The organism is Arthrobacter sp. TMT4-20, assembly GCF_054510775.1.
This window is the reverse complement of sequence record NZ_JBTNDW010000015.1, coordinates 44865-64721: the sequence shown is the minus strand read 5'-3', so window position 1 is coordinate 64721 and position 19857 is coordinate 44865. Positions and strand designations below refer to the sequence as shown.

Below are 19857 nucleotides of genomic sequence, written 5' to 3'. Positions count from 1 at the left end.
CAACGAGCGGCCACGCAAGTCCCTGGGCTGGGACACCCCGGCAGAGCGCCTGCATGCTTTACTGGAACTCACATAGCGAGCCGGTGTTGCGACGATGCCTAGAATTCAAGCGGTGCGGTGTTCCGTTATATCGGTCAACCACAATTGATCGAGGGCCGTCGCGGTGAAGTTCCGCTGGACATGATCATCGTGGACCGGCGGGCCAGCTTTGCGGGTCAGGCCGCGTTTCTTGGCGAAAACGGACCAGATCTGTTGGCTGCTACACAACCGGGAAACCCGGTTCTCACCGACGGTGAAGCCCAGCGCTTCGAGTTCGTCGGCGATGAACCGGTACCCGAACGCGGGGTCGTCACGGTGGACGTCCAAGGCAGCGTTGATCAGATGCGCATCGGACCAATCACGGTCCGTCACCGGCGCTGCCTTCCATGCGTAGAAGGCTTGTTTGGAAAAACCCAGCACCCGGCAGGCCACCGCGATGGGAACTCCATCTACGGCAAGGTCAAGGACCAGCGGAAACCTCATTTTGGGGGCAGCTCCCTGGCGAAGAACGCCGCCGCCCTGCGAAGAATTTCGTTCTCTTGCTCCAGAAGCCGGATTCGTTTCTTTGCGTCTCGGAGTTCGGCGGCTTCTTTTTGGGTGACACCGGGACGGGCACCGTCTTCAATGTCGGCTTTCTTGAGCCAGTTATGCAGAGTGGCTTCGGAAATTCCGAAGTCCTTGGCGATCTGGGAGATCGGCGCTTCGTGCTTGCGTGCCACGGCGACAACGTCGCGTCGGAACTCGGCGGGAAATGGCTTGGGCATGTGAACATCCTTGCTGCGAGGAGTAAATCCTCACAAGTCAGGAGTCAAGCAAACTCGGGGCAGTCCCCTAACGTCAGGTGGCTTTAAGTATTAAGAGAGTTAGCCAAGTTCAACAAAGAGTAGGGAATAGAGCCCGCCGAAGATCGGCTCAGGGAAGATGGGAGGTGATACGGTTCAGTGATGGAGTGGTCGAGGGCCGTCGTAGAGACGCTTGAAAACAGATCTAAAAGTGGTCTCATTATTCATGGGGTTCTAGCGCGCAGGTCCTCTGCTGACCGTCTGGTGTGTTTTATGCCAGCTGCACAGACCGGAAGCGGATCCAGACGAGCTAAGCTCTTTTCGCGATGGTCATGGCAATCCTCAATGCCGGATGCCCAACATAGAATTAAGTACCCTGACATGGTTGATGTCCGCGATCGATTTGAGAAATCTGAAATACTTCCCCCGTTTTTGATTGTTTCCAACGAACAGGATATGAGCCACGACGTTCAAAAGGAATTGATACGATATGCGAAGGCATCTCGTTTGCCAAAAACAGGTAAGCCGATCCTTCTTATTGCGTCTCACCTTAAAAGGGCACGTAGCGTTCGGTCTGTCCGAAGCATTGGGACTGATCCGTAAATGGAGTCAGAATACGAATCTAGGAGGATTCAATCTACTCGAGCTTATTCCCGCAAACGCTGGTTGAGGGTAAGGGCTGGTAGCCCAACCAAGGGGATCTAGTTAGGGCGTATAAACCAATGTTTCAGCCAAAGAGTCCTAAGCTATACTTGTCTACCTAGACGAAACTGACTCCGTTTAGTGAACAATAACCAAGAATCGATCAGGTAGAAGTTGGTCTTTCGACTAAGAACCTTCTATATTATGAGTTATTAATTTTCCAATCAGTTGCGGGGCGACGTGTCTGTCAAATATATATCAGAAATAATCGGTGGTTCAATCCAAGAAGTCCACCTTGCGGCATATTTGCTTGAGGATACGGCGGACCGCAGTCATGTTTTTGGGGTGAAATGCATTGACGAATCAGGAAATGAGATTTGCGCGGAGGAACTGGGCCTAGCGTACTCAGAAAAAATAGGTCTTCCGTTTATCTACTCTACTGCTGCGCGTTCGAATACATTCGTCGCAATAGGGACGCTAACCTGCAACCGCCCAATAAGGAAAATCTTCATAAACATTATAGATTGGGCCAGGAATGCAACGCCTGGTGAAGTAACTTTTGGCGAAATGTGGTTCTCAAACCAAAGTTCGTTGAAGGGCGATCCTCATATTGTGGGCATGGCTAAGAGGTACAAAAATTGACTAATGATATTCAGCCAGACCTATCGATAGTTTTCGGATTCAGGGACTGGGGGCTAGACCGCTTAGCGCTTTCGATTCAATCCATTAGAGCATCAGTTGATGAGCATATTGCTGAGATTATCGTGTCAGACTTCGGCTCGAAAGACCCACACCAAGTAAAAGAAAAATGCGAGTCTTTGGGAGCAGTGTACTCGCGTACGGAAACCCCTGACGGAAAATGGTCTAGGTCTAAGGCATTGAACGCAGGGTTTGCTCGGTCACACGGTAAAGTACTCGTGTCTACCGACGCGGATATGATTTTCGCTCCTGGCACACTTTCTAGGATTTCCGAACTGTCCTCGCAGCTCGCGAACACAGCGCTATTGCTGCAGTGTCGAGATCTTCCTCCCTGGCTCGGTTGTGAGCAAATACGAAATTCTGGACCCGACTGGGTTGAACTAGATCGATTATCGCGCCTCCGCCCACGGTGGGGTATGGGCGGAATGGTTGCCACATCCCGGGAGGTATTCTTGCACCAAGGCGGCTACGACGAGCGTATGCATACCTATGGGGGCGAGGATCTAGACTTTGCTGAACGCCTGAAACGTAGCGGAACAAGACTGGTGTGGGTTGACGAAGAAAATGTTCGGATGTTTCATGTGTGGCATCCTTCTACATTGAGCGGTGCTAAAGGCGAAAAGGAAGTTGCCGAAGCCGTCCGGTTTAACAGGGAAATCCTTGCAAAGGACAAGACTGGAACTCGCAACGTCGTTAGGTGGGAGCATAAGCCGAATGATGCTCCAATTTTAGTGACTGTGGTCATCGCGACCTTCAATAGGAGCAATCTACTAAGAGACAGTATTGCTAGTGTCCTTTTGCAAACAGTAGAAAACTTCGAATTGGTTATTATTGACGATGGGTCAACTGACGAAACGAAGGTTGTGGTCGACTCGTTTACCGATAAAAGAATTAAATACATTTATCAAAATAACCGGGGCGTTGCTGCAGCGAGGAATACCGCGTCGGACATAGCTCGAGGGCTTTATACAGTTGTTCACGACGATGATGATATTATGATGCCCCAGCGGCTTGAACACCATTTCGATGCACTGACACCCGGTAGCAGTGGGTCATATGGCGCCTATATCAATTTTGACGATTCTAGCGGCAGTCTTGATTTAGTCTCGACCAAACGATTTTCGATTTTGACAAGTATGGTGGCTGGCGGGGCTCCAGGCCACTCAACGTGGATGATATTAACCGCTTCAATACGGTCATTCCGATATGATGAGTTCTGCGAAAGCGGGTCAGACAATAATCTGGCGCTAAGGATGATACGGAGCGGGTTGAAGTTTGATCACTCGGGAAAAATTATGACGCTTCGGCGTATGCATCAAATGCAGATGACCAATATGAACGGCTCCAATCAGAGGAGCACAGCGAAAATGTCACTGCGCATGCTTCAACATAGTGCTTCTAGCACGCAGCTTCAGTCCATCTATGACATACGTAATCCCGCGAACTCGGTTTCAGTGGAGGGGAGTTCAAATTATTCAGATCTCGCGCGGTCATATCTTCCTGACCACCTAGTAAGTCGTTCCGTGACGTTACACGGCTTGGGTGATATACCGGGCAAGGTTTCCTCCCGTTTTGGCAACAAACTAAGATCTTGGCGAATATTGGATAAGAGTGGTCAAGTAGTTCTGGAGGATCACCACGCCAATATGATTAGTTTGTCGGATTTAGCCTTCTTAAAGTCTGAAGATGTTTCGTATAGCTTATCGACAAGACCTCGTGAATCTATAGAAACGCAAACTAGTCAAAAAGTTGAAGACGATCTGGCAATCGCATACCCCTTCTTGAAAAATGTTCGCGGCGGGAAAGTGTTTTTAATTTTGCTTCTGGTTGATCAAGAAGACTTTTCTATATACAGTAAAGATGTATTTGTACTCGAAAGAGATGGGAGACGAGTCTTATTGAAGGTCCTCGGAGAGGGTGAGGACTTCAGCGGACAGGACCGCGTGTCGATGGGAGCCCTCGAAGGGACCTCTTACCTTATTTCCGCAGATCCAATTTCCACCTCGGAAGTGCTCGCCGGGTTCTTATCTAAGACAGTTGGGGCTGAATGAAAGTCAGGATAATTGAGGACGAGACTGGTCGGTTTGGAGTGGAGGGGGAGACCGGTGAGTACGACTCATTTCTGCCTGTCCAGACACTGTGGATAGACAGAGCGCCAATCGTTATATCGCCCGACCGGCTAGCCATCGCGGCTGCTCTGTTATTTCAAAACGGCGCCAGTGGTGAACTCGTTTTCGAATCCGAAATAGCTCCGGCCACGGGGAAAGCTATTCAAGACTTCTTGGCACCTGCTTCTGTTGCGATTAATCCAGTTAACCTGAGTCCGATGGCTCTACCCCAAGGTTCTAACAGATTCATTGTCACGACCCCTGAATTTACAAACCACTACAGCACTTCTCGAAAACTCGCTTCAAATATTACGTTGGACATCCGGCGTTCAGACCAATGGGCGGGGTCTGTGCGCTCGATGAGTAACCTAATGGTTGCTTCAAATGCATGGATATTTTCAGAAGCTAATCAAGTCGATGTTATGTGTGTGTACTTGGCCGTTGCAATTCTGTTTGCCGAAGAACTAGACATCGACGAAGTGGTTCTTCCGGGCCCGAAACAGATCATTTTCACTTCAGATCGGATTTCTAGGTTGGTCGGTGCTACGCGGTTGGGGGTCCTGATCGAGGGGGAGGGAAAGTTCTTCCCATAAGCGATCTAGTTCTACAAATCTCTGGCCTAGGCGGGAGCTGGTCGCTCACCGGGCGGGCGAGGCTAATCAGGTAGGTCGGGGGCGTGTGAAGTTGGGAGGCGGCCTGATTGCACGGTACTTGTGTATCTCGGGGCCCTCTTAGAGCTAAGCGAATATCACTCAATATCGGTCTATTCGAGGCCATTTCATTGCCGGGTATGTGTGCCACTTGCTGAACAGGCTTGGTCAACTAGACTGAGCATCCGAGGACCGAAAGCTAGAGCTAACTGACAAGGCCCCGGACCATCCGTCCCGCGAGGTGTGAGTATTCAGCGGCTCAGGCGCATGGGCGCCAATTTTCCGAACTATTGTCAATAAATTTTTGGAGGAGCAGCTTCCGCTGCGCAAAGAGTATGATCGACATTTCGCACTACAAGGGATCATTCATTGAACCATTTAACCATTTAGAGCTATATCTCGATGTGTTAGATGAAGTTAAGGCCAAGGAGTTTGTTTTCACTGTCAGGTGCACGGACGTGGAAGGGATGATAATTGCCCCTTCTCGGCAATGGTCATATTCAGAATCCATTGGTCGCCACTTTGTCTACAGCTCCCATGTCAAAGATAGGGGCCTGGTCCATCTTCCGCAGATCGATCTGAGCGGATCTGCCGCCTCAATTGATTTCTGGATTCGCCCATGGCCCTCCGGAGTGAGTAACAATTTGCGAAAGACAAACCCGTCTGCTTGTTTTGGGAAACTTCACGTGGTCTCCGAGGCCATGAATATTTCATCCAGCCATCCTTATTCAAATCTAAAGACATTAGATGCTGAGGTTGCAGAATGAGTGAAAAAAAAGATCCGGTGAGATTTTTGGTTTTGGGATCGTCCGAGGACATGCCAGCAATGTCGCCTACTGTGGCCCGTCTCGTAGATATTCTCGAAGGCTCCTTAGTCACGCTGGTTGCATACGGCTCGGGCGATCTTTCACCAATCGGTGATTTATCAGTTGAATATTCGACCGGGCTTCTTTCTTTACCGACTGTTCATTCGCCAGCAGCCGCAATCAATTTTGCTTGTGCTGAAACTGACAAAGCTTTCTTTGTTGTCTTAGAAGCAGGAACAATATTGAACGCCGCGGGTATTGGGTTCCTCAAAACGGCTGGGATGTCCCAGACTGAAGCAGTCTACGTTGTCCTCGACAACGATCAAGATGACAAAAGCGTTGCTAAAGGTTTAGGGGACGAACACCCCCGCTTAAACGGCGTCGCCGCGGGTGGTCGAGTACTGGGATCTGGTTTCGCCAAAACTATTTGGGCTGAAGCCGGCGGTTTTGGTGACACCGCTCAAGGCGGCCTCGATTGTTTGCAATTCATCAAGAATTGCAAACTCGAAGGCTACAGAACTGTGAGCTCAATGCCGCCTAGTAGGGGTACACGACTGGTGGTTCCCGAAGATGATTCGCTCCAACTCTCTAACGCCCGCTCGGCCGACATACTATCAAAGGCTTTCAAGGAGAAGCCGCGCCCGATGGTTTCGGTCGTGATCGCGACACGAAACAGAGCACAAATGCTTGTAGAAAGTATCAAGTCGGTCTTGCTTCAGTCCTTCCTCGACACAGAAATTATTATTGTTGACGATGGGTCGACGGACGATACGCGACAGGTAGTCCAGGAAATGACCGATCCTAGGCTGCGCTACTTTTATCAGTCAGCACGTGGGATTTCGTCTGCAAGGAACCTCGGGAGTGATCAGGCCCTTGGCCGTTATATAGCCGTTCATGATGATGACGACCTTATGCTTCCGTGGCGTTTGGAGCGCCAAGTTGAAGCGCTCGAAGAAGGAAGTCAGGGCGTTTATGGTAGTTTCGTCAATTTCGACGATGGTAACGGTGACTTAGTCTTTCATCATGGACGCAACTTTACATATGGTGCCGCGTTTATGACGGGATTTGCTCCCGGCCATTCGACTTGGTTAATTGAGGCGGATTTGTTGAGGATGCTTCGCTATGACGAAAGTCTTGAAAGTGCTGTCGACAACAATTTAGCTTTCAGATTGTTGCGATCGGGTGCACATTTGGTTCACTCTGGTGTGGTTTGCTGTTTACGGCGGGTGCATTCGAGACGAATCACGGATGTGGGCGGCGGGGGGCAAAAGACTGGGGCAGCCTTCAACTTAATTTATTTAAGTTCGCGAATTAGTGAGGAGCAGAAAAAAACCCAAATGGACGCCGCTAAATTTGATTGGGGCAAGGTTCCAGGTCGGAAGACTTACATAGAAGATTTGACTCCGTTCTTGCCTGATCACCTTGTTTCTCGTCGAGTAAGTGTGGCAGATGCAGCGAATGTCGAAGGTCTCCCAGGTAAACCCTCTTCATCCGCGATCTTTTACAATGGCGATGACGTCATAACTAATATGGTTTTGGAGTATGACGCTATATCTTGGCAGGATTTCATGCGTCTAGCTAGTTCCGGTATCAACTATACGGTTTCGGCCGAACTTCGAGTGGTCAATCTAGATTCACATCCCACCCCGGACATTGAGACAGATAGATGGCCGGAGGCGACCCGGCAAAATATAAAACATGCTCTTAGTCAGCAGACACTAGAGGACGCGCCGCGCTATTTAGTTTTGGCTCAGATTAGCGAAACGGAAAATGGCCGCATATTATTTGGTGAAGCACATGCAGTGAGCTACAGCGTGATGACTAAAAATCTCGAATCTGAGCGGATGTATTACTTCACGGTCGGTACCTTTGAATCAGCAATAAGGCTCAGGACAGAGATAGGTCGTGTAGCCGGAAATGCAAAGTGTACGATCGTCCGGCCCCGTTTAAGTCCATTACTGGACCCGTCAGAGCTCTCGGCAATAACTAAGGAGAACGAAGTAAAGTGAAGGTTAGGTGGATTCAGAATGAACAAACAGCCCAGTTCGGTTTCACTTCGGTTGCTGATGAGCTAGATGGGTCACCCCGGGTCAAGTCATTGCTCTTTGATCTGCAGCCACTAGTGGTAAATCCCGACCGCCTCGCTGTTGCTGCCGCTCTAATTTTTAGCCGTCATGCCTCTCGATCTCTAGAATTTGAAATTCCGGTAAATCATTTTGTCGCCGAGGGCGTCCTTAGGTACACGGATCCAGAGGGAGTCTGGCTATCCCCGGTGCATTTTGAAGCTCCAGAACAGCCCAGGGGGTCCAATCGGTTGCGTTTGAAATCATTCATCAACGTGGACGGCCAACATATTATAGGTGGATTGGCTCGAGATGAGGCAGAGTTAGTACTTACACGGTCTGATTTATACAACGGCTCTTTAGTGGGGGTCAAACGTAAGATAGTAGCGTCCAATGCTTGGCTGTTTGTTGCGGCGAAAGCTTCTGGTATCGAAGTGCATTTACCAGAGATTGCTGCGGGAGTTCTTTTTTGCGACGATTTTATGGCATCCGAATTAGTGATACATACCGCGGAGCCTCGTCATGAATTCAACTCAAGACCTGTCGAGATGTTGTTGTCGCGCGTCGGTATATCGTTGTCGGTGGTTTTTGGAGGAGATAAGAGACCAGCGTTGTGATAGGGATAAAGTACCGTTTCATACAATCTACTTAGATGGAGAGCATGTGCGACCTGTGAAGTTGGGTTACGTAGCGTCAAGCAACTGGTCTCGATCGCCTTTTATAGGTGCCTGGAGGGGGTCCTTTTGGGCGGCACTTGAGTCTCTCGGAGGTTCCGTAATTCTGTCGGAGGGAGTTTCCATGACTCAGTCCCTTTCGGCTGTCGGAAGTGAAGCAGTAGTGATCGTCGAGGGACGCGAGAATCTTTTATCATTCCGCCGTGCCGCGGGAGAAATTAATAACGTTTGGCCGATTGTGTTTCCTAATGAAAAGCTAGGTTGGTCCAAAGACGCAAAGTGGACCAAATTTGTAGCAGAATATGCGGGGGCTGTAGCTGGATTCATCACTGATTCGGAAGAGTCGAAAGACGAGATCGAATCTGTAACAAGCGGGTTGCGTGTTGAGGTCGTTGTGATACCACCAGTCCTAGATCGGATGACGGCCGGTGAGGACGGATCAGGGGACGATTGCGTTGACGGTCATACTGCCGAAGTTTTTGACGAAATCGCAACACTGAACGAAATGTTTACCGCAGTCAACGGGACGGCAGAGGCAATCTGGAACTTTTCTGCGTCAAAGGTTGTGGAACACGACTTTCTAGCGTCCACGAATGATTCCTGGTCTGATCTCTCCGCTCGCATTAAGGTCCTTCCATCTGGTTTTCCTGATCCACGCAAAGACCTACTGAAGATGCCGCTTCGGGGTTTCACGGAAGACGACGTCCGGCTCGGGTGTGCCCGCCTCATGTCTTACGCCTCGCCGAGTGGTGCTTCGACCAAGGTTGGCATAATAGGCACCCAGCTCACATTTATCGACCAACTTGCGCGCGAGCTAGGAGTGCGTACCAACATGAAGGTTTCTTTGGACGAGTGGAGCCATTTATCCGGACCTCCTCGCGATAGCGCTTCGCCGCAGATTATGAGAGATTCACAGGTTGTGATTGCGGAATGGGCTCGACCGAACAATGTGTGGATTCAAGATCGGGCTCGATCAGGACAGCGGTTGATAGTCCGGGCGCATCGATATGAGGTAACGACCGAATTTCCTCATAGGACTGACATGGCCAAGTATTTTGCGGGGGTGGTGATTGCTCCATGGGTTGGAAGGGTACTTGTGCAGAAATATGACTGGCCAGCCGAAAAAATGGTATATATACCAAACTTCGTGGATAGCAAACATTTCCGGAGACCTAAGCTTGATGGCGCTGAGTTCACTCTGGGACTGGTCGGTATCCGGCCTGACTTAAAGAGGTTGGATTTAGCGCTAGATTTGTTGAGATCTTTAAGGCAAATTGATTTGCGATATTCGTTGCGAATCCGCAGCGCTTTGCCCCCAGATCACGTGAACTGGGCGCAGATTGATCGTATGAGGAGCCAGTGGGGCCACTCGCTTCAGCGAATAAAACACGATCCACTATTGCGGGGATTCGTTCATTTCGACCCGCCCGGACGGGATATGTCGCGATGGTATCGCCAAATAGGGGTGATTCTTTCACTGTCAGACCTCGAAGGCTCGCATGTAGCACTAGCCGAGGGTATTTCTTCGGGGGCTCTTCCTATTGCTCGCAACTGGCCGGGGATTGGGACACTTTGGCCCAATACTATTGTTTCTCCGACGCAAGCTGACGGAGTTGCCCAAGTTCTGAGATTTCGAAGTTCAGCCGTCAGGGCCGCCGAATCCGAGAAACTTTCTGCCTTGCGTGCTTTACAAAGTGATCGGGTGCTTGACGCTTGGAAGTTCCTGATCGATGGCGATTTGAGTTCGGCGCAACGTCTATTCGGCCCAATTGACTGGCTGTCGGACATTTACGCGCCCATAGAACAGCAATAGTCTGCAATTCATATGGAAAGGTGGTTGCGTTGCTGTGGTTGCGCTAGTGAAGGGAGACCGTTTTGGGTAGAATAATCATGGGGTTAGTCTGGCTTTTCAGGAAAATGGCGCGCATAGGGTTTCTGAATCGTTCGGGTCGATTGAAGTTCCTGGAACGTGAGGTAGGGGATCTTAGAGAGGTTCTGGAAACATTCGAGACAGATTATTCTTATACGACTCCACCTGGATCTAAGAGTTCCGGTGAGTTTGTGAGTATAGGGCCGAAAGTAAAGATAGGTCGAGGGGTTGTTTTTTCGGCGAGGAAGGACTCACCTATAACGATTGGTGAGCGAGTAACCATTTTTCGCAATGGAGAAATACTAGGTCCGGTGAATATAGGTGAGAGAACCTTTATTAACCGTGATGTCTATATCCGCGCCCGGACCACTATAGGATCAAATGTTTCGATTGGCCCCTTTGTGCGTATTATTTCGGACAGTCATGAAATGGGAAGCAGCGATCGCCGCGCGGGTAAGGGTAAGGTTAACCCGATCGTCATCGGGGACGGGGTTTGGATTGGAGGCGGAACGATTGTGCTCGGGGGTGTCAATATCGGACCAGGCGCGGTGATTGCAGCTGGTTCCGTTGTCGTCAGAGATGTTCCTTCGAACACGCTGGTGGGCGGGGTTCCGGCTAATCACATAAAGAATTTGAATGAATAGCCAGATTTTTTGTGGCTTAACTTTTTTGCTCCTATAAGTTTGTCTGGTCTTGTTTTCATTTAGGCGTAGGTTTCTCAACCTTAGCGTCATTTGAGTTTCTCTGTTTCAGTAAGTTTGGTCCGGGGAGAGATGTCTAAGTCTGGCGTGGGCGCCGGTCGAACCTTATCTGTGAGCGTGAACCTGACATTAGGGGGTTTTGTACGTGGTAACCGGCGTTAGACTGCTCCAGATTTCCACAGGTCCTGAATAGGTCTTTGCTGGGCCACCAACGTTACGGTTACCGGTCGGCGGCTATGCCAGTTTCGGGGCAATCAGCATGTGCGGTACTCGGCCTCGGAGAATTTGGCCAAAATGCATGAAGGGTCAGGCACTGGAGTATTGTTCTGACCGGTAGTTGTTCGTATAGGATGATCGGGAAGATTTATCATGTCACTGCGGTTAACAGTTATCGGTGCGGGGTATTTAGGGACAACTCATGCTGCCGCCATGGCGGAGCTTGGCTTCGAGGTGCTCGCTGTGGACCTCGACGAGGCGAGAGTCGAACAACTCAACCTCGGATTTTTGCCGTTCCATGAGCCAGAGTTGCCCGGACTTTTAAAGAAACACACGGCGTCGGGGCGGCTCCGTTTCACTACGTCGATGGCGGAAGCCGGCGAGTTTGGCGACGTGCACTTTGTCGCGGTTGGGACACCTCAACGAGCCGGCGAGCATGCGGCTGACATGTCGTACGTTGACGCCGCTGTAAGCGGAATCGCAATGGCGGCGACAAAGGACTGCTTGATTGTGGGCAAGTCCACAGTACCGGTTGGTTCAGCGCGGAGGCTGAAAGAGATAGCGGTTTCGAAAAGTGCTGTCGGCATCTCAATAGACTTCGCCTGGAACCCAGAGTTTCTTAGGGAAGGCTTCGCGGTCGAGGACACTCTGCGCCCAGATCGACTGGTGGTGGGAACTGATTCCGATTCCGCCAACGCGACGCTTCGCGAAGTCTATGCTGACGCTCTCGCGCGGAAGACACCCTATATCCTTACGGATTTCGAAACGGCCGAGTTGGTGAAGGTCGCGGCGAATGCATTTCTTGCTACCAAGATATCGTTCATTAACGCGTTCTCCGAGGTGACCGAGACAGTTGGAGGAGACATCCGGGTGTTAGCCGACGCAATTGGCCACGATGCCCGTATCGGTAGAAGGTTCTTGAACGCAGGCGTCGGCTTCGGAGGCGGCTGTCTCCCGAAAGACATTCGCGCTCTTCAAGCCCGCGTCTCTGAACTTGGTCTTGATACAACGATGAGGTTTCTGAACGAGGTTGACGAGGTCAACCTTCGTCGTCGAGCGCGGGTTATTTACTTGGCAGAACAGTTGCTTGGCGATCTCACGGGAAAGACCGTTGCCATATTGGGAACTGCCTTTAAGCCGAACAGCGACGACGTTAGGGACTCTCCCGCATTGGATGTCGCTGGCCAGCTATTCAACGGTGGCGCGGACGTAAATGTGTACGATCCAGAAGCTAACGCAAATGCCGCAAAGAGGTTTCCCCGCTTGAATTACTGCGATTCACTCGTTGAAGCGGTCTCCGGAGCGGACATCGTAATCTTGCTGACCGAGTGGCCGGAATTCGTTCGAATGAATCCGGACACAATTGGAACGCACGTTGAGGGACGAGTAGTGATTGATGGCCGAAATGTGCTGGATCCAACCGCCTGGTCTAAGGCCGGGTGGACCTTTTGTGCACTCGGACGCCGGATGGACCTCGAAACCGCACTGGCGCCAGCATAGGCTCGTCGCCGGTTCCTGTGGCAGTGCGTAGCTAGGTTGGGTGGCGAGCATCCTAGGAGCAAATCTCCGCTCGCCACCTTTCCGCCCACCGCTATTCTCCCTGAAGGATTCCCTGCGGTAGGCTAGGTATTCGCCGGATTGCCGGGCGTGACCGTAGCGTCGCAGTCACCCGGTTTCCTTCCGATCCGCTATAGCATCAATCGTTTCAACGTCGTCACCGAAAGCCCGAAATCCTTAGCGATCTGTGCCAGCGCCGCCTCACCCTTCCGGGCCACATCAATAACATCGTGGCGGAACTCCGCCCCATAAGCCGTCGGCATGGGCAACATCCTTCCACGAGCCTCAGCTCGCTGGATCAAGGAGTCAACAAAACCGGGGGCAGTCCCGAACGTGGTCAGTGAAGCATCCCGGGATGCTCCTATAGTTGTCAATCCGTTCGTTGGGCCGCTTGAGCTTGGAGCCATTGCCGGTAGTTCGTGGAGAGGGTGTCGTTGTGGATGAGGCCTCGTTCGAGTCGGGAGATTACGGAGGGCCATTGGCTTAGGTGACCGGCGGCGGCATTTATGGTGAACCCGAGGTGCCTACGTTTTTGGCGAAGGTCCACGATACTGGGTGCCGGCATCGGGTTGAAGATCTGACCTACGGCCAGAAACTCCTGGTCGGCTAACGGTTTGCCGTACTCGGTAATGATAGCCACGTGGTGGGTATCGGCATGCGTGTCGACGCCGACGATGACATTCAATGGTTCTTTTGCCAAGATGGAATCTGCCCCTCAGGTACCAGTGTTCTGTTGATGGGCACGTGGGCCAGGTGGGCAGACAAAACGGTAATGGGACTGGTCGAATCAGGCTCCTATAAAGTCATGTCCGCCTGGCTCCGCGCGCTTTGACGAACCTTGAACCGGTGGACAGATCCCGGGAAAGACAGTATCCGCAGAGTCGCAGCGGGAACGTCAGTTTGGAGGCGGGTCACACCGGTTCAAGACCGTTTCCAGTATTACCGTTTGATGCCGCTAGCTTCTGTGAGAAAGATAGTGACTATGCCCAAGCAGTTTCCTCCCGAGGTCCGTGATCGTGCAGTTCGCATGACGGTGGATCGGTTGTCCGAATATCCCTCTGTTTATACCGCTTGTAAGGCTTTGGCGCCGAAGCTGGGAGTCGGTGCTGAATCGCTGCGTCGTTGGGTGGTCCAGGCTCAGATCGATGCCGGTGAAAAGACCGGGCCAAGCAGCGAGGAGTTGGAGGAAATCAAGCGGCTCCGGGCTGAGGTGCGGGATCTGAAGGAGTCCAACGAGATCCTGAAACAGGCCTCGATTTTCTTCGCGAGGGAACTCGACCCTCGCCGCCGTTGATCTGCCGATTTATCGACGAATTGCGCGCTCTTGGTTACGCGGTCGAGTCGATCTGCGCTGTCCTGCGGGAGCAGGGCGTGCAGGTTGCCGCACGAACCTACCGGGCGTGGAAGACACGTCTGCCAGCGTTGCGCACCATTGAAGATGCCCGCCTCACCGATGCCTTGCGGAGTTTGAAAGTCACCGACGTGTGGGGACGTCCCCGCCCCGAGATCATTTATGGGCGGCGGAAGATGACGCAGTGGCTGCGCCGAAGCGGATTCCCGGAAGCATCCAAACACACTGTGGACCGGCTGATGCGCGATGAGGGTATGAATGGTCTAATCCGAGGCCGCAAGATGCGTACCACGATCCCCGGCAAGGACGGCTGCCGCGCCGGGGATCTGTTGAATCGGGACTTCACGGCGCTGGCCCCGAATCAGGTTTGGGTTACTGATTTCACCTACGTGCCGGTCTACGCCGGGTTCGTCTACGTGGCCTTGGTCATCGACCTGTATTCCCGGGCGATCGTCGGGTGGGAAACTTCCACAGTGAAGGACACTACGTTCGTGGAACATTGCCTGCGGATGGCGTTGTGGCGGCGCCAGCACACCGGCCGGCCAGCTGGGAAGGGGCTGATTCATCACTCCGACGCGGGAAGCCAAGCTGTATTCAACCGGTCGTCGCAACACCGACGAATCGGATTATCGGATGGGTGTTGGCGAGAGACAGAAGCAGGTCCGAGCGTACCGAGGACAGATCGTTTCTCCTGGGCGGCCGACGGTCGCGTGGCGGCAGGATCGTGTGCGATTCTGGGTGGCGATCGCTGCGGGGAAGAAGACACGCGAAGCCGGCGACGCGGCCGGCGTTTCGGAACAGGTCGCTCACCGATGGTTCCGAGACGCTGGTGGGGTGAATTCACAACTATCGCCCGCGGTGTCCGGTCGCTATCTGTCCCCGTTGGAGCGTGAGGACATTGCGCTCTGGCGTGCGCAGGGGGCCGGGGTGCGTGAGATTGCCGGACGCTTGGGGCGTGCGTCCTCGACGATTTCGCGTGAGCTGCGGCGGAATGCGTCCACGCGAACGTATCGGCTCGAGTACAAGGCGTCAACGGCGCAGTGGCACGCAGAACGTCGTGCCCGCAGACCGCAAAACTCGCTACACATGATGCGCTGCGTACCTATGTCCAGGACAAGCTCAGCGGTGGCATCTTCGCTGCGGACGGCACACGGATCGGCCCGGTTGGACCGGTGTGGGACGGGAAGAATAAACCTCACCGCGGGGACCGGGAGTGGGTGACGGCGTGGAGCCCACAGCAGATCGCCAAGCGGCTACCGCTCGACTTCCCCGACGACCCAACGATGCGGATCTCGCACGAAGCGATCTACCAGGCGCTTTACGTCGATTCGCGCGGTGGACTGGAGCGGCACCGATCCTGGCACCTGCGTCGGGGCCGAACCAAGCGCATGCCACGAGCTCGGACACGACAGCAGGCATGGGCTCATGTCACCGAAGACACCGTGCTATCAAAACGTCCGGAGGAGGCAGCGGATCGCAAGACCGCCGGGCATTGGGAAGGGGACCTCATCATTGGGCTGAACCGCTCCGCAATTGCCACGCTCGTTGACCGGACCACACGATTCGCGATACTCGTTCATCTCCCGCGCCAAACCGGATATGGGATCATTCCACCTCGTAAGAACGGCCCAGCGCTGGCTGGGTATGGTGCAATCTCGACAAAGAACGCCCTCACCGCGACGTTCTCCACGCTTCCCGCGCCGATGCGTCGTTCGTTGACCTGGGATCGGGGTAAAGAGCTCTCCGCGCACCGTTTGCTCACGACCGAGATCGGGTTGCCTGTCTATTTCGCTGATCCGAAATGCCCCTGGCAGCGCGGCAGTAACGAGCATCTCAACGGACTTATCCGCCAGTACTTTCCCAAGGGAACAGATCTCTCCCGATGGGGCGCATCGGAGATCGCCGCCGTTGCATCAGCGATCAACAACCGCCCCAGAGAAATCCTCGACTGGCGGACCCCTGCCGAGGCGTTCGAAGAACAACTACGATCGACCTCACAATCAATTGTTGCGACGACCGGTTGAATACGGCCAATACACTTCCGTCCGTTACACCGACACCCTGGCCCTCGAGGGCCTGCAGCCCTCGATCGGCAGCGTCGGTGATGCGTATGACAATGCCGCCGCTGAGACGGTGATGGGGCTATTCAAGAACGAGGCCGTCGCGAAGGGTTCACCGTTCCGCACCGGAGCCCTGAAAACCGAAACCGACGTGCAAACAATCGTCTTCGAATGGGTGCACTGGTTCAACAACGAACGCCTGCATTCCGCCCTGGACCACCAAACGCCAGAGGAATAGGAGCAAACATACTATGATCTACAAACCGGCACGCCACCCGACGCCGGCGCCAACAAACAGGCGGCATGATTCCCGGGACGGTTCACATCGAAGGCAGCGTGGAACATCGTCGAGGGCCTTTCAGATGGGGCAGTGTAGGAACTTCCATCATAGGAAGGCCTCGACCTCTATCCCACCTTCGACACGCCCAACCCGCTCACGCCCGCTACACCCTCAATTGCTAAGACCCTATAAACTGACGAATCCCTCGGAATGAGTTTTTGAATAGCTGTCTTTGAAGTTCTGCAGCTCGCGCTTCATCTCGTATGAGCCAGAGTGGATTTTAGAATCTGTACCAATGGCGGAGAGCGAACACACCAGAACCTCTGGGATACGCAATAGGGCATGAGCCCCGTAGAAGTGCTCTATTCGACTCTCAAACTCCTTTTCTCCGCCAGCCCGAACTTCCGCGAAGAAGCCTAGTTCTCGTACAATTTCTTGTTTGAAAAGGAGGGTCATGCTGCCATGCTGAATGATCGACCCGTCCTCTCCCAAGCGGGCAATTCCATCTTTGGTCATTCGCAGGTGCCGGCCCAAGACTGCTCTTGTTTCCGGAAGAAAGCTTCCGATTTGCACCTTCAAACGGTCAGGAAATGCGACATCGTCTGCGTCTTGAATAGCAATATAATCACCTCGCGCCCGTTTGAGGGCGATGTTTCGAGATGCATATGGACCCAAATTTTCTGTATTATGAACGACCGTTACACGTGCATCATCAATTGCCCACCTATTGGCGAGATTAGCGGTGCCATCGACGCTCATGTCATCAACGAGGATTAATTCGATGTTGGTGTGAGACTGATTGAGGATTGACTCGAGAGCATAGTCGATCGTGTCTGCTGAGTTGAACGCGGTCATGATGACACTCACAAGCGGCTCTTCACCTAAATCCGGCTCGACATTCCCAAGCGAAGCGACCCATTTGAAACCACTGAAAGAAGTGATGAATTTTCCTCTCGTGAACAATGGCTCCGCCGCACCCTCCAGAATATCTTTCCGATCACTCCATGTGCTCGAATAGAACCAGGTCAACTCGGGGTGCGTTTCCAAGTACCGGTTGTAGTTGTTAAATAAAATGTCCCAAACCCGGACTGCCCCTGACCTATCTCCGAGTATGGCCGCTATTTTCAGTAAATCGATTAATGCGGAAACGGAATTGCTCGAAGCATCAATAGCGCCGACGCTCAGCAAGCAGGTCTCTTCATGATTCCGTTGTAGTTCGGACCTCGCGAGAAGTGCCACGAGAATCTGCATAGCGCTCCCGCGACGCATAGTCGGTGCTAAGGCAAGATTTGTTAGGTGCCTTGTCGCTGAATCTATGTCGTTTCGATCCAAGCAAATAAGAACCATCCACGCATTAAATAGAGGATGGCTACCGTGCGACTGGCCAAGAGTCACAGTTATCGAGGAAGCCTTTTTATAATTTTCGAAAAAAATCAAAAAATCGACATACTTGAAGAGAACCTCTGGCAGTTTTGGTTCTCCTGGTTTTCCTGCAATGCGCACGCTTCGTTGGAAATACACTTCTGCTTCATCTACTAGAAAATACTTGCCACAGAATTCTGCGTGTTTGAGAAGGAATCTAGCGTCCCCTGGATTTCTTTCGACTATCCGACGCGATGCACGAATAGCTTCAAATCTGTTGATCATCCAAAGACCGTCTAAGGCCACACGGCGAGCTTCACCTTGAGGATGGCTTCTTATCGCGTCTCGGTAAATCAGATAACGACTAGCTCGGTTCGCATAAATTTCTATCCAAGGCTTAGCCTTTACGAATGCATGATCAGAAGAGTCGCGCTGAACTTTACTAAATACCCTGCTTTCGCCTGAATTTGCTATGTCGATAATCGAAAGCGCGTAAACCAGTGAATCCGATAGAACCGTGGAATCCGGGAGAGCGCGATAAGTTGCAAGAGCATCGCTCTCTCCCCATGGCGCCAACGTCCGAATGATCGTATTGTGAGGCGTTGCATTGCGTCGAGTTTGCTCGTAAAGGGTCGGCTGTATGTCATCGATGCTGCCGTCTTGTTTCAGGCCGATCAACCACCCTGATGGACGTGGCACGACGAGCGCTGGAATACCCTTCCTTTTCAAGTGCGCTGCCAGATAGACGTCTGCCATCCCGTACGTTAGGAAGTCCGTAAAATCCAGGCCAATGTTCTCAATGTGGAATGCAGTTGTTCCCGTGCCGAGTATGGAAGCCGGAGCGAGACTATCGAGTTCTTTCCGGAAGTCAAACCCATGACGATCAAAATAGGATTTCGGCCAACTTGAAAGCTGACTAGCGTGGACGCCCACCACGGCTCCGTATTCGGTACTCACCAAATGAGAAACCATTCTTGAAACATAATCGGGTGGATATACGATATCATCGTCGATGGTGAAAAGTATTCCCTTCTTTACCAGCCGTAGAGCAAAAAATTTGCCGACATCTTTATAATCTTCATAATCTTGGCTGCGAAAAATCTTGACCCCTGCGACATTGAGGAATTGTGGAATAGTTTCATATTTATTTAAATATACATAAACTTCTTCGACTTGCGGATATATCGAATGGAATGACTTTTCCAACATTGCCAATCGATATGGGACGGAAGCTAAGCCAGCAATTATCGGAAGGGTCATAGTTGACACAATAGTCGAAGTTGACGCGTGAGTGAAGGAGCGAGAGTGCGTGTCACCGTCAATTTACCGCGTTTGTAAGTTGCGTTGCTATATTCCAGAGGGGTTATCCCATCAGGCCTACCGCATTGGATCGCATGCGGGGATGGGTTTGTGAAGTTCAAAGTTAAGATGAATTTTCGCCTTAGGGCTCTGGTTGGGGCCGCATGTAGGAGTCCAGTGATTATGTGAGGTTCGCATCCGATAATGGATGCAGGATGAAATTCACTGATATGGCACGTAGATATACCCCGGATCAGGTCCTCGCGAATGTCCGTCAGGGTCAGAAGATACTCAACGATGGACGGCCGATGAGTGAGGTCGTGAAGCAACTACAGGTTACCGAGCCGACCTTGTACCGGTGGCTGAACCAATACGGTTCCGGGCAACGCCAATGCCGAATGTGGCTACCGCGGTCCCGGACCTGGTGAAGCGCGACTTCACCGCGGACCTCCCGGGGATGAAGTTCGTCGGGGACATCACCGACATCTACATATGGCAGGGTTTCATCTATTTGGCCACCGTGATCGACTGCTATTCGAAGAAAGTCGTCGGCTGGTCCATCGCCGTTCACATGCGCATCGACCTGGTCGCGGATGCCCTGAAAATGCCGCCCGACCACTCGGATAGTGAGACTGTTTGTGCTGGTGTTTCCGCGGGTCTTCACCGTCACAGCGATCGACACGCGAGAATGTCGGTGC

12 protein-coding genes and 6 pseudogenes are annotated in these 19857 nt (G+C 52.3%); 14 read left to right on the top strand and 4 right to left on the bottom strand.

Annotated elements, in window-relative coordinates; genetic code table 11:
* Positions 1-111: 111 nt before the first annotated feature.
* Positions 112-803 (bottom strand): annotated as a pseudogene (locus ACX80Z_RS13790) (transposase); the annotation flags it as partial.
* A gap of 1298 nt (positions 804-2101) precedes the next feature.
* On the opposite strand from ACX80Z_RS13790, the gene ACX80Z_RS13785 reads away from it, so the two are divergent.
* The 8 genes from ACX80Z_RS13785 (at position 2102) to ACX80Z_RS13750 (ending at position 12750) form a co-directional block, all read left to right on the top strand.
* Complete coding sequence (locus ACX80Z_RS13785) at positions 2102-4213, top strand: glycosyltransferase (RefSeq protein WP_459316257.1); 2112 nt, start codon at positions 2102-2104, stop codon at positions 4211-4213.
* Complete coding sequence (locus tag ACX80Z_RS13780; protein WP_459316256.1) at positions 4210-4863, top strand: hypothetical protein; 654 nt, start codon at positions 4210-4212, stop codon at positions 4861-4863. The genes ACX80Z_RS13785 and ACX80Z_RS13780 overlap by 4 nt, the downstream gene beginning before the upstream one ends.
* Before the next feature lie 392 nt (positions 4864-5255).
* The gene (locus ACX80Z_RS13775; RefSeq protein ID WP_459316255.1) at positions 5256-5687 is read left to right on the top strand and encodes a hypothetical protein; all 432 of its coding nucleotides are present in this window, start codon (positions 5256-5258) and stop codon (positions 5685-5687) included.
* Entirely contained in the window at positions 5684-7735 is a 2052-nt protein-coding gene (locus tag ACX80Z_RS13770) for a glycosyltransferase family 2 protein (protein WP_459316254.1), read from the top strand. Before ACX80Z_RS13775 ends, ACX80Z_RS13770 begins: the two co-directional genes overlap by 4 nt.
* Entirely contained in the window at positions 7732-8406 is a 675-nt protein-coding gene (locus ACX80Z_RS13765; protein ID WP_459316253.1) for a hypothetical protein, read from the top strand. The genes ACX80Z_RS13770 and ACX80Z_RS13765 overlap by 4 nt, the downstream gene beginning before the upstream one ends.
* Before the next feature lie 181 nt (positions 8407-8587).
* Positions 8588-10276, top strand: a complete 1689-nt coding sequence (locus tag ACX80Z_RS13760) for a glycosyltransferase family protein (RefSeq protein WP_459316252.1) — start codon at positions 8588-8590, stop codon at positions 10274-10276.
* A gap of 77 nt (positions 10277-10353) precedes the next feature.
* Positions 10354-10977 (top strand): acyltransferase, encoded by a 624-nt coding sequence (locus ACX80Z_RS13755; RefSeq protein WP_459316251.1) that lies wholly within the window; start codon positions 10354-10356, stop codon positions 10975-10977.
* A 426-nt stretch (positions 10978-11403) separates the two neighbouring features.
* Complete coding sequence (locus tag ACX80Z_RS13750; RefSeq protein WP_459316250.1) at positions 11404-12750, top strand: UDP-glucose dehydrogenase family protein; 1347 nt, start codon at positions 11404-11406, stop codon at positions 12748-12750.
* A gap of 168 nt (positions 12751-12918) precedes the next feature.
* Here ACX80Z_RS13750 and ACX80Z_RS13745 read toward each other — a convergent pair.
* Positions 12919-13070: pseudogene (locus tag ACX80Z_RS13745) on the bottom strand (transposase); the annotation flags it as partial.
* A 107-nt stretch (positions 13071-13177) separates the two neighbouring features.
* Complete coding sequence (locus ACX80Z_RS13740) at positions 13178-13507, bottom strand: hypothetical protein (protein WP_459316249.1); 330 nt, start codon at positions 13505-13507, stop codon at positions 13178-13180.
* Between the two features lie 282 nt (positions 13508-13789).
* On the opposite strand from ACX80Z_RS13740, the gene ACX80Z_RS13735 reads away from it, so the two are divergent.
* The 4 genes and pseudogenes from ACX80Z_RS13735 (at position 13790) to ACX80Z_RS13720 (ending at position 16456) form a co-directional block, all read left to right on the top strand.
* Positions 13790-14101, top strand: a complete 312-nt coding sequence (locus tag ACX80Z_RS13735) for an IS3 family transposase (protein ID WP_024476463.1) — start codon at positions 13790-13792, stop codon at positions 14099-14101.
* Positions 14098-14733 (top strand): annotated as a pseudogene (locus ACX80Z_RS13730) (DDE-type integrase/transposase/recombinase); the annotation flags it as partial. The gene ACX80Z_RS13735 and the pseudogene ACX80Z_RS13730, both read left to right, overlap by 4 nt.
* A 58-nt stretch (positions 14734-14791) precedes the next feature.
* Positions 14792-16182: pseudogene (locus tag ACX80Z_RS13725) on the top strand (IS30 family transposase).
* Positions 16166-16456, top strand: a complete 291-nt coding sequence (locus ACX80Z_RS13720) for an integrase core domain-containing protein (RefSeq protein ID WP_459316248.1) — start codon at positions 16166-16168, stop codon at positions 16454-16456. The pseudogene ACX80Z_RS13725 and the gene ACX80Z_RS13720 overlap by 17 nt, the downstream one beginning before the upstream one ends.
* Positions 16457-16684: 228 nt before the next feature.
* Here ACX80Z_RS13720 and ACX80Z_RS13715 read toward each other — a convergent pair whose 3' ends face one another.
* A complete protein-coding gene (locus ACX80Z_RS13715; protein ID WP_459316247.1) occupies positions 16685-19120 on the bottom strand; it encodes a glycosyltransferase in 2436 nt (811 codons plus the stop codon).
* A 269-nt stretch (positions 19121-19389) separates the two neighbouring features.
* Between ACX80Z_RS13715 and ACX80Z_RS13710 the strand changes: the two are divergent.
* Positions 19390-19539: pseudogene (locus ACX80Z_RS13710) on the top strand (transposase); the annotation flags it as partial.
* Positions 19509-19790: pseudogene (locus tag ACX80Z_RS13705) on the top strand (DDE-type integrase/transposase/recombinase); the annotation flags it as partial. The pseudogenes ACX80Z_RS13710 and ACX80Z_RS13705, both read left to right, overlap by 31 nt.
* Positions 19791-19857 lie beyond the last annotated feature (67 nt).

Coding starts and splice junctions, on each gene's coding strand:
- ACX80Z_RS13780 (WP_459316256.1), top strand. CDS start 4,210: ATGAAAGTCAGGATAATTGAGGACGAGACTGGTCGGTTTGGAGTGGAG.
- ACX80Z_RS13750 (WP_459316250.1), top strand. CDS start 11,404: ATGTCACTGCGGTTAACAGTTATCGGTGCGGGGTATTTAGGGACAACT.
- ACX80Z_RS13770 (WP_459316254.1), top strand. CDS start 5,684: ATGAGTGAAAAAAAAGATCCGGTGAGATTTTTGGTTTTGGGATCGTCC.
- ACX80Z_RS13775 (WP_459316255.1), top strand. CDS start 5,256: ATGATCGACATTTCGCACTACAAGGGATCATTCATTGAACCATTTAAC.
- ACX80Z_RS13715 (WP_459316247.1), bottom strand. CDS start 19,120: ATGACCCTTCCGATAATTGCTGGCTTAGCTTCCGTCCCATATCGATTG.
- ACX80Z_RS13755 (WP_459316251.1), top strand. CDS start 10,354: ATGGGGTTAGTCTGGCTTTTCAGGAAAATGGCGCGCATAGGGTTTCTG.
- ACX80Z_RS13760 (WP_459316252.1), top strand. CDS start 8,588: ATGACTCAGTCCCTTTCGGCTGTCGGAAGTGAAGCAGTAGTGATCGTC.
- ACX80Z_RS13735 (WP_024476463.1), top strand. CDS start 13,790: ATGCCCAAGCAGTTTCCTCCCGAGGTCCGTGATCGTGCAGTTCGCATG.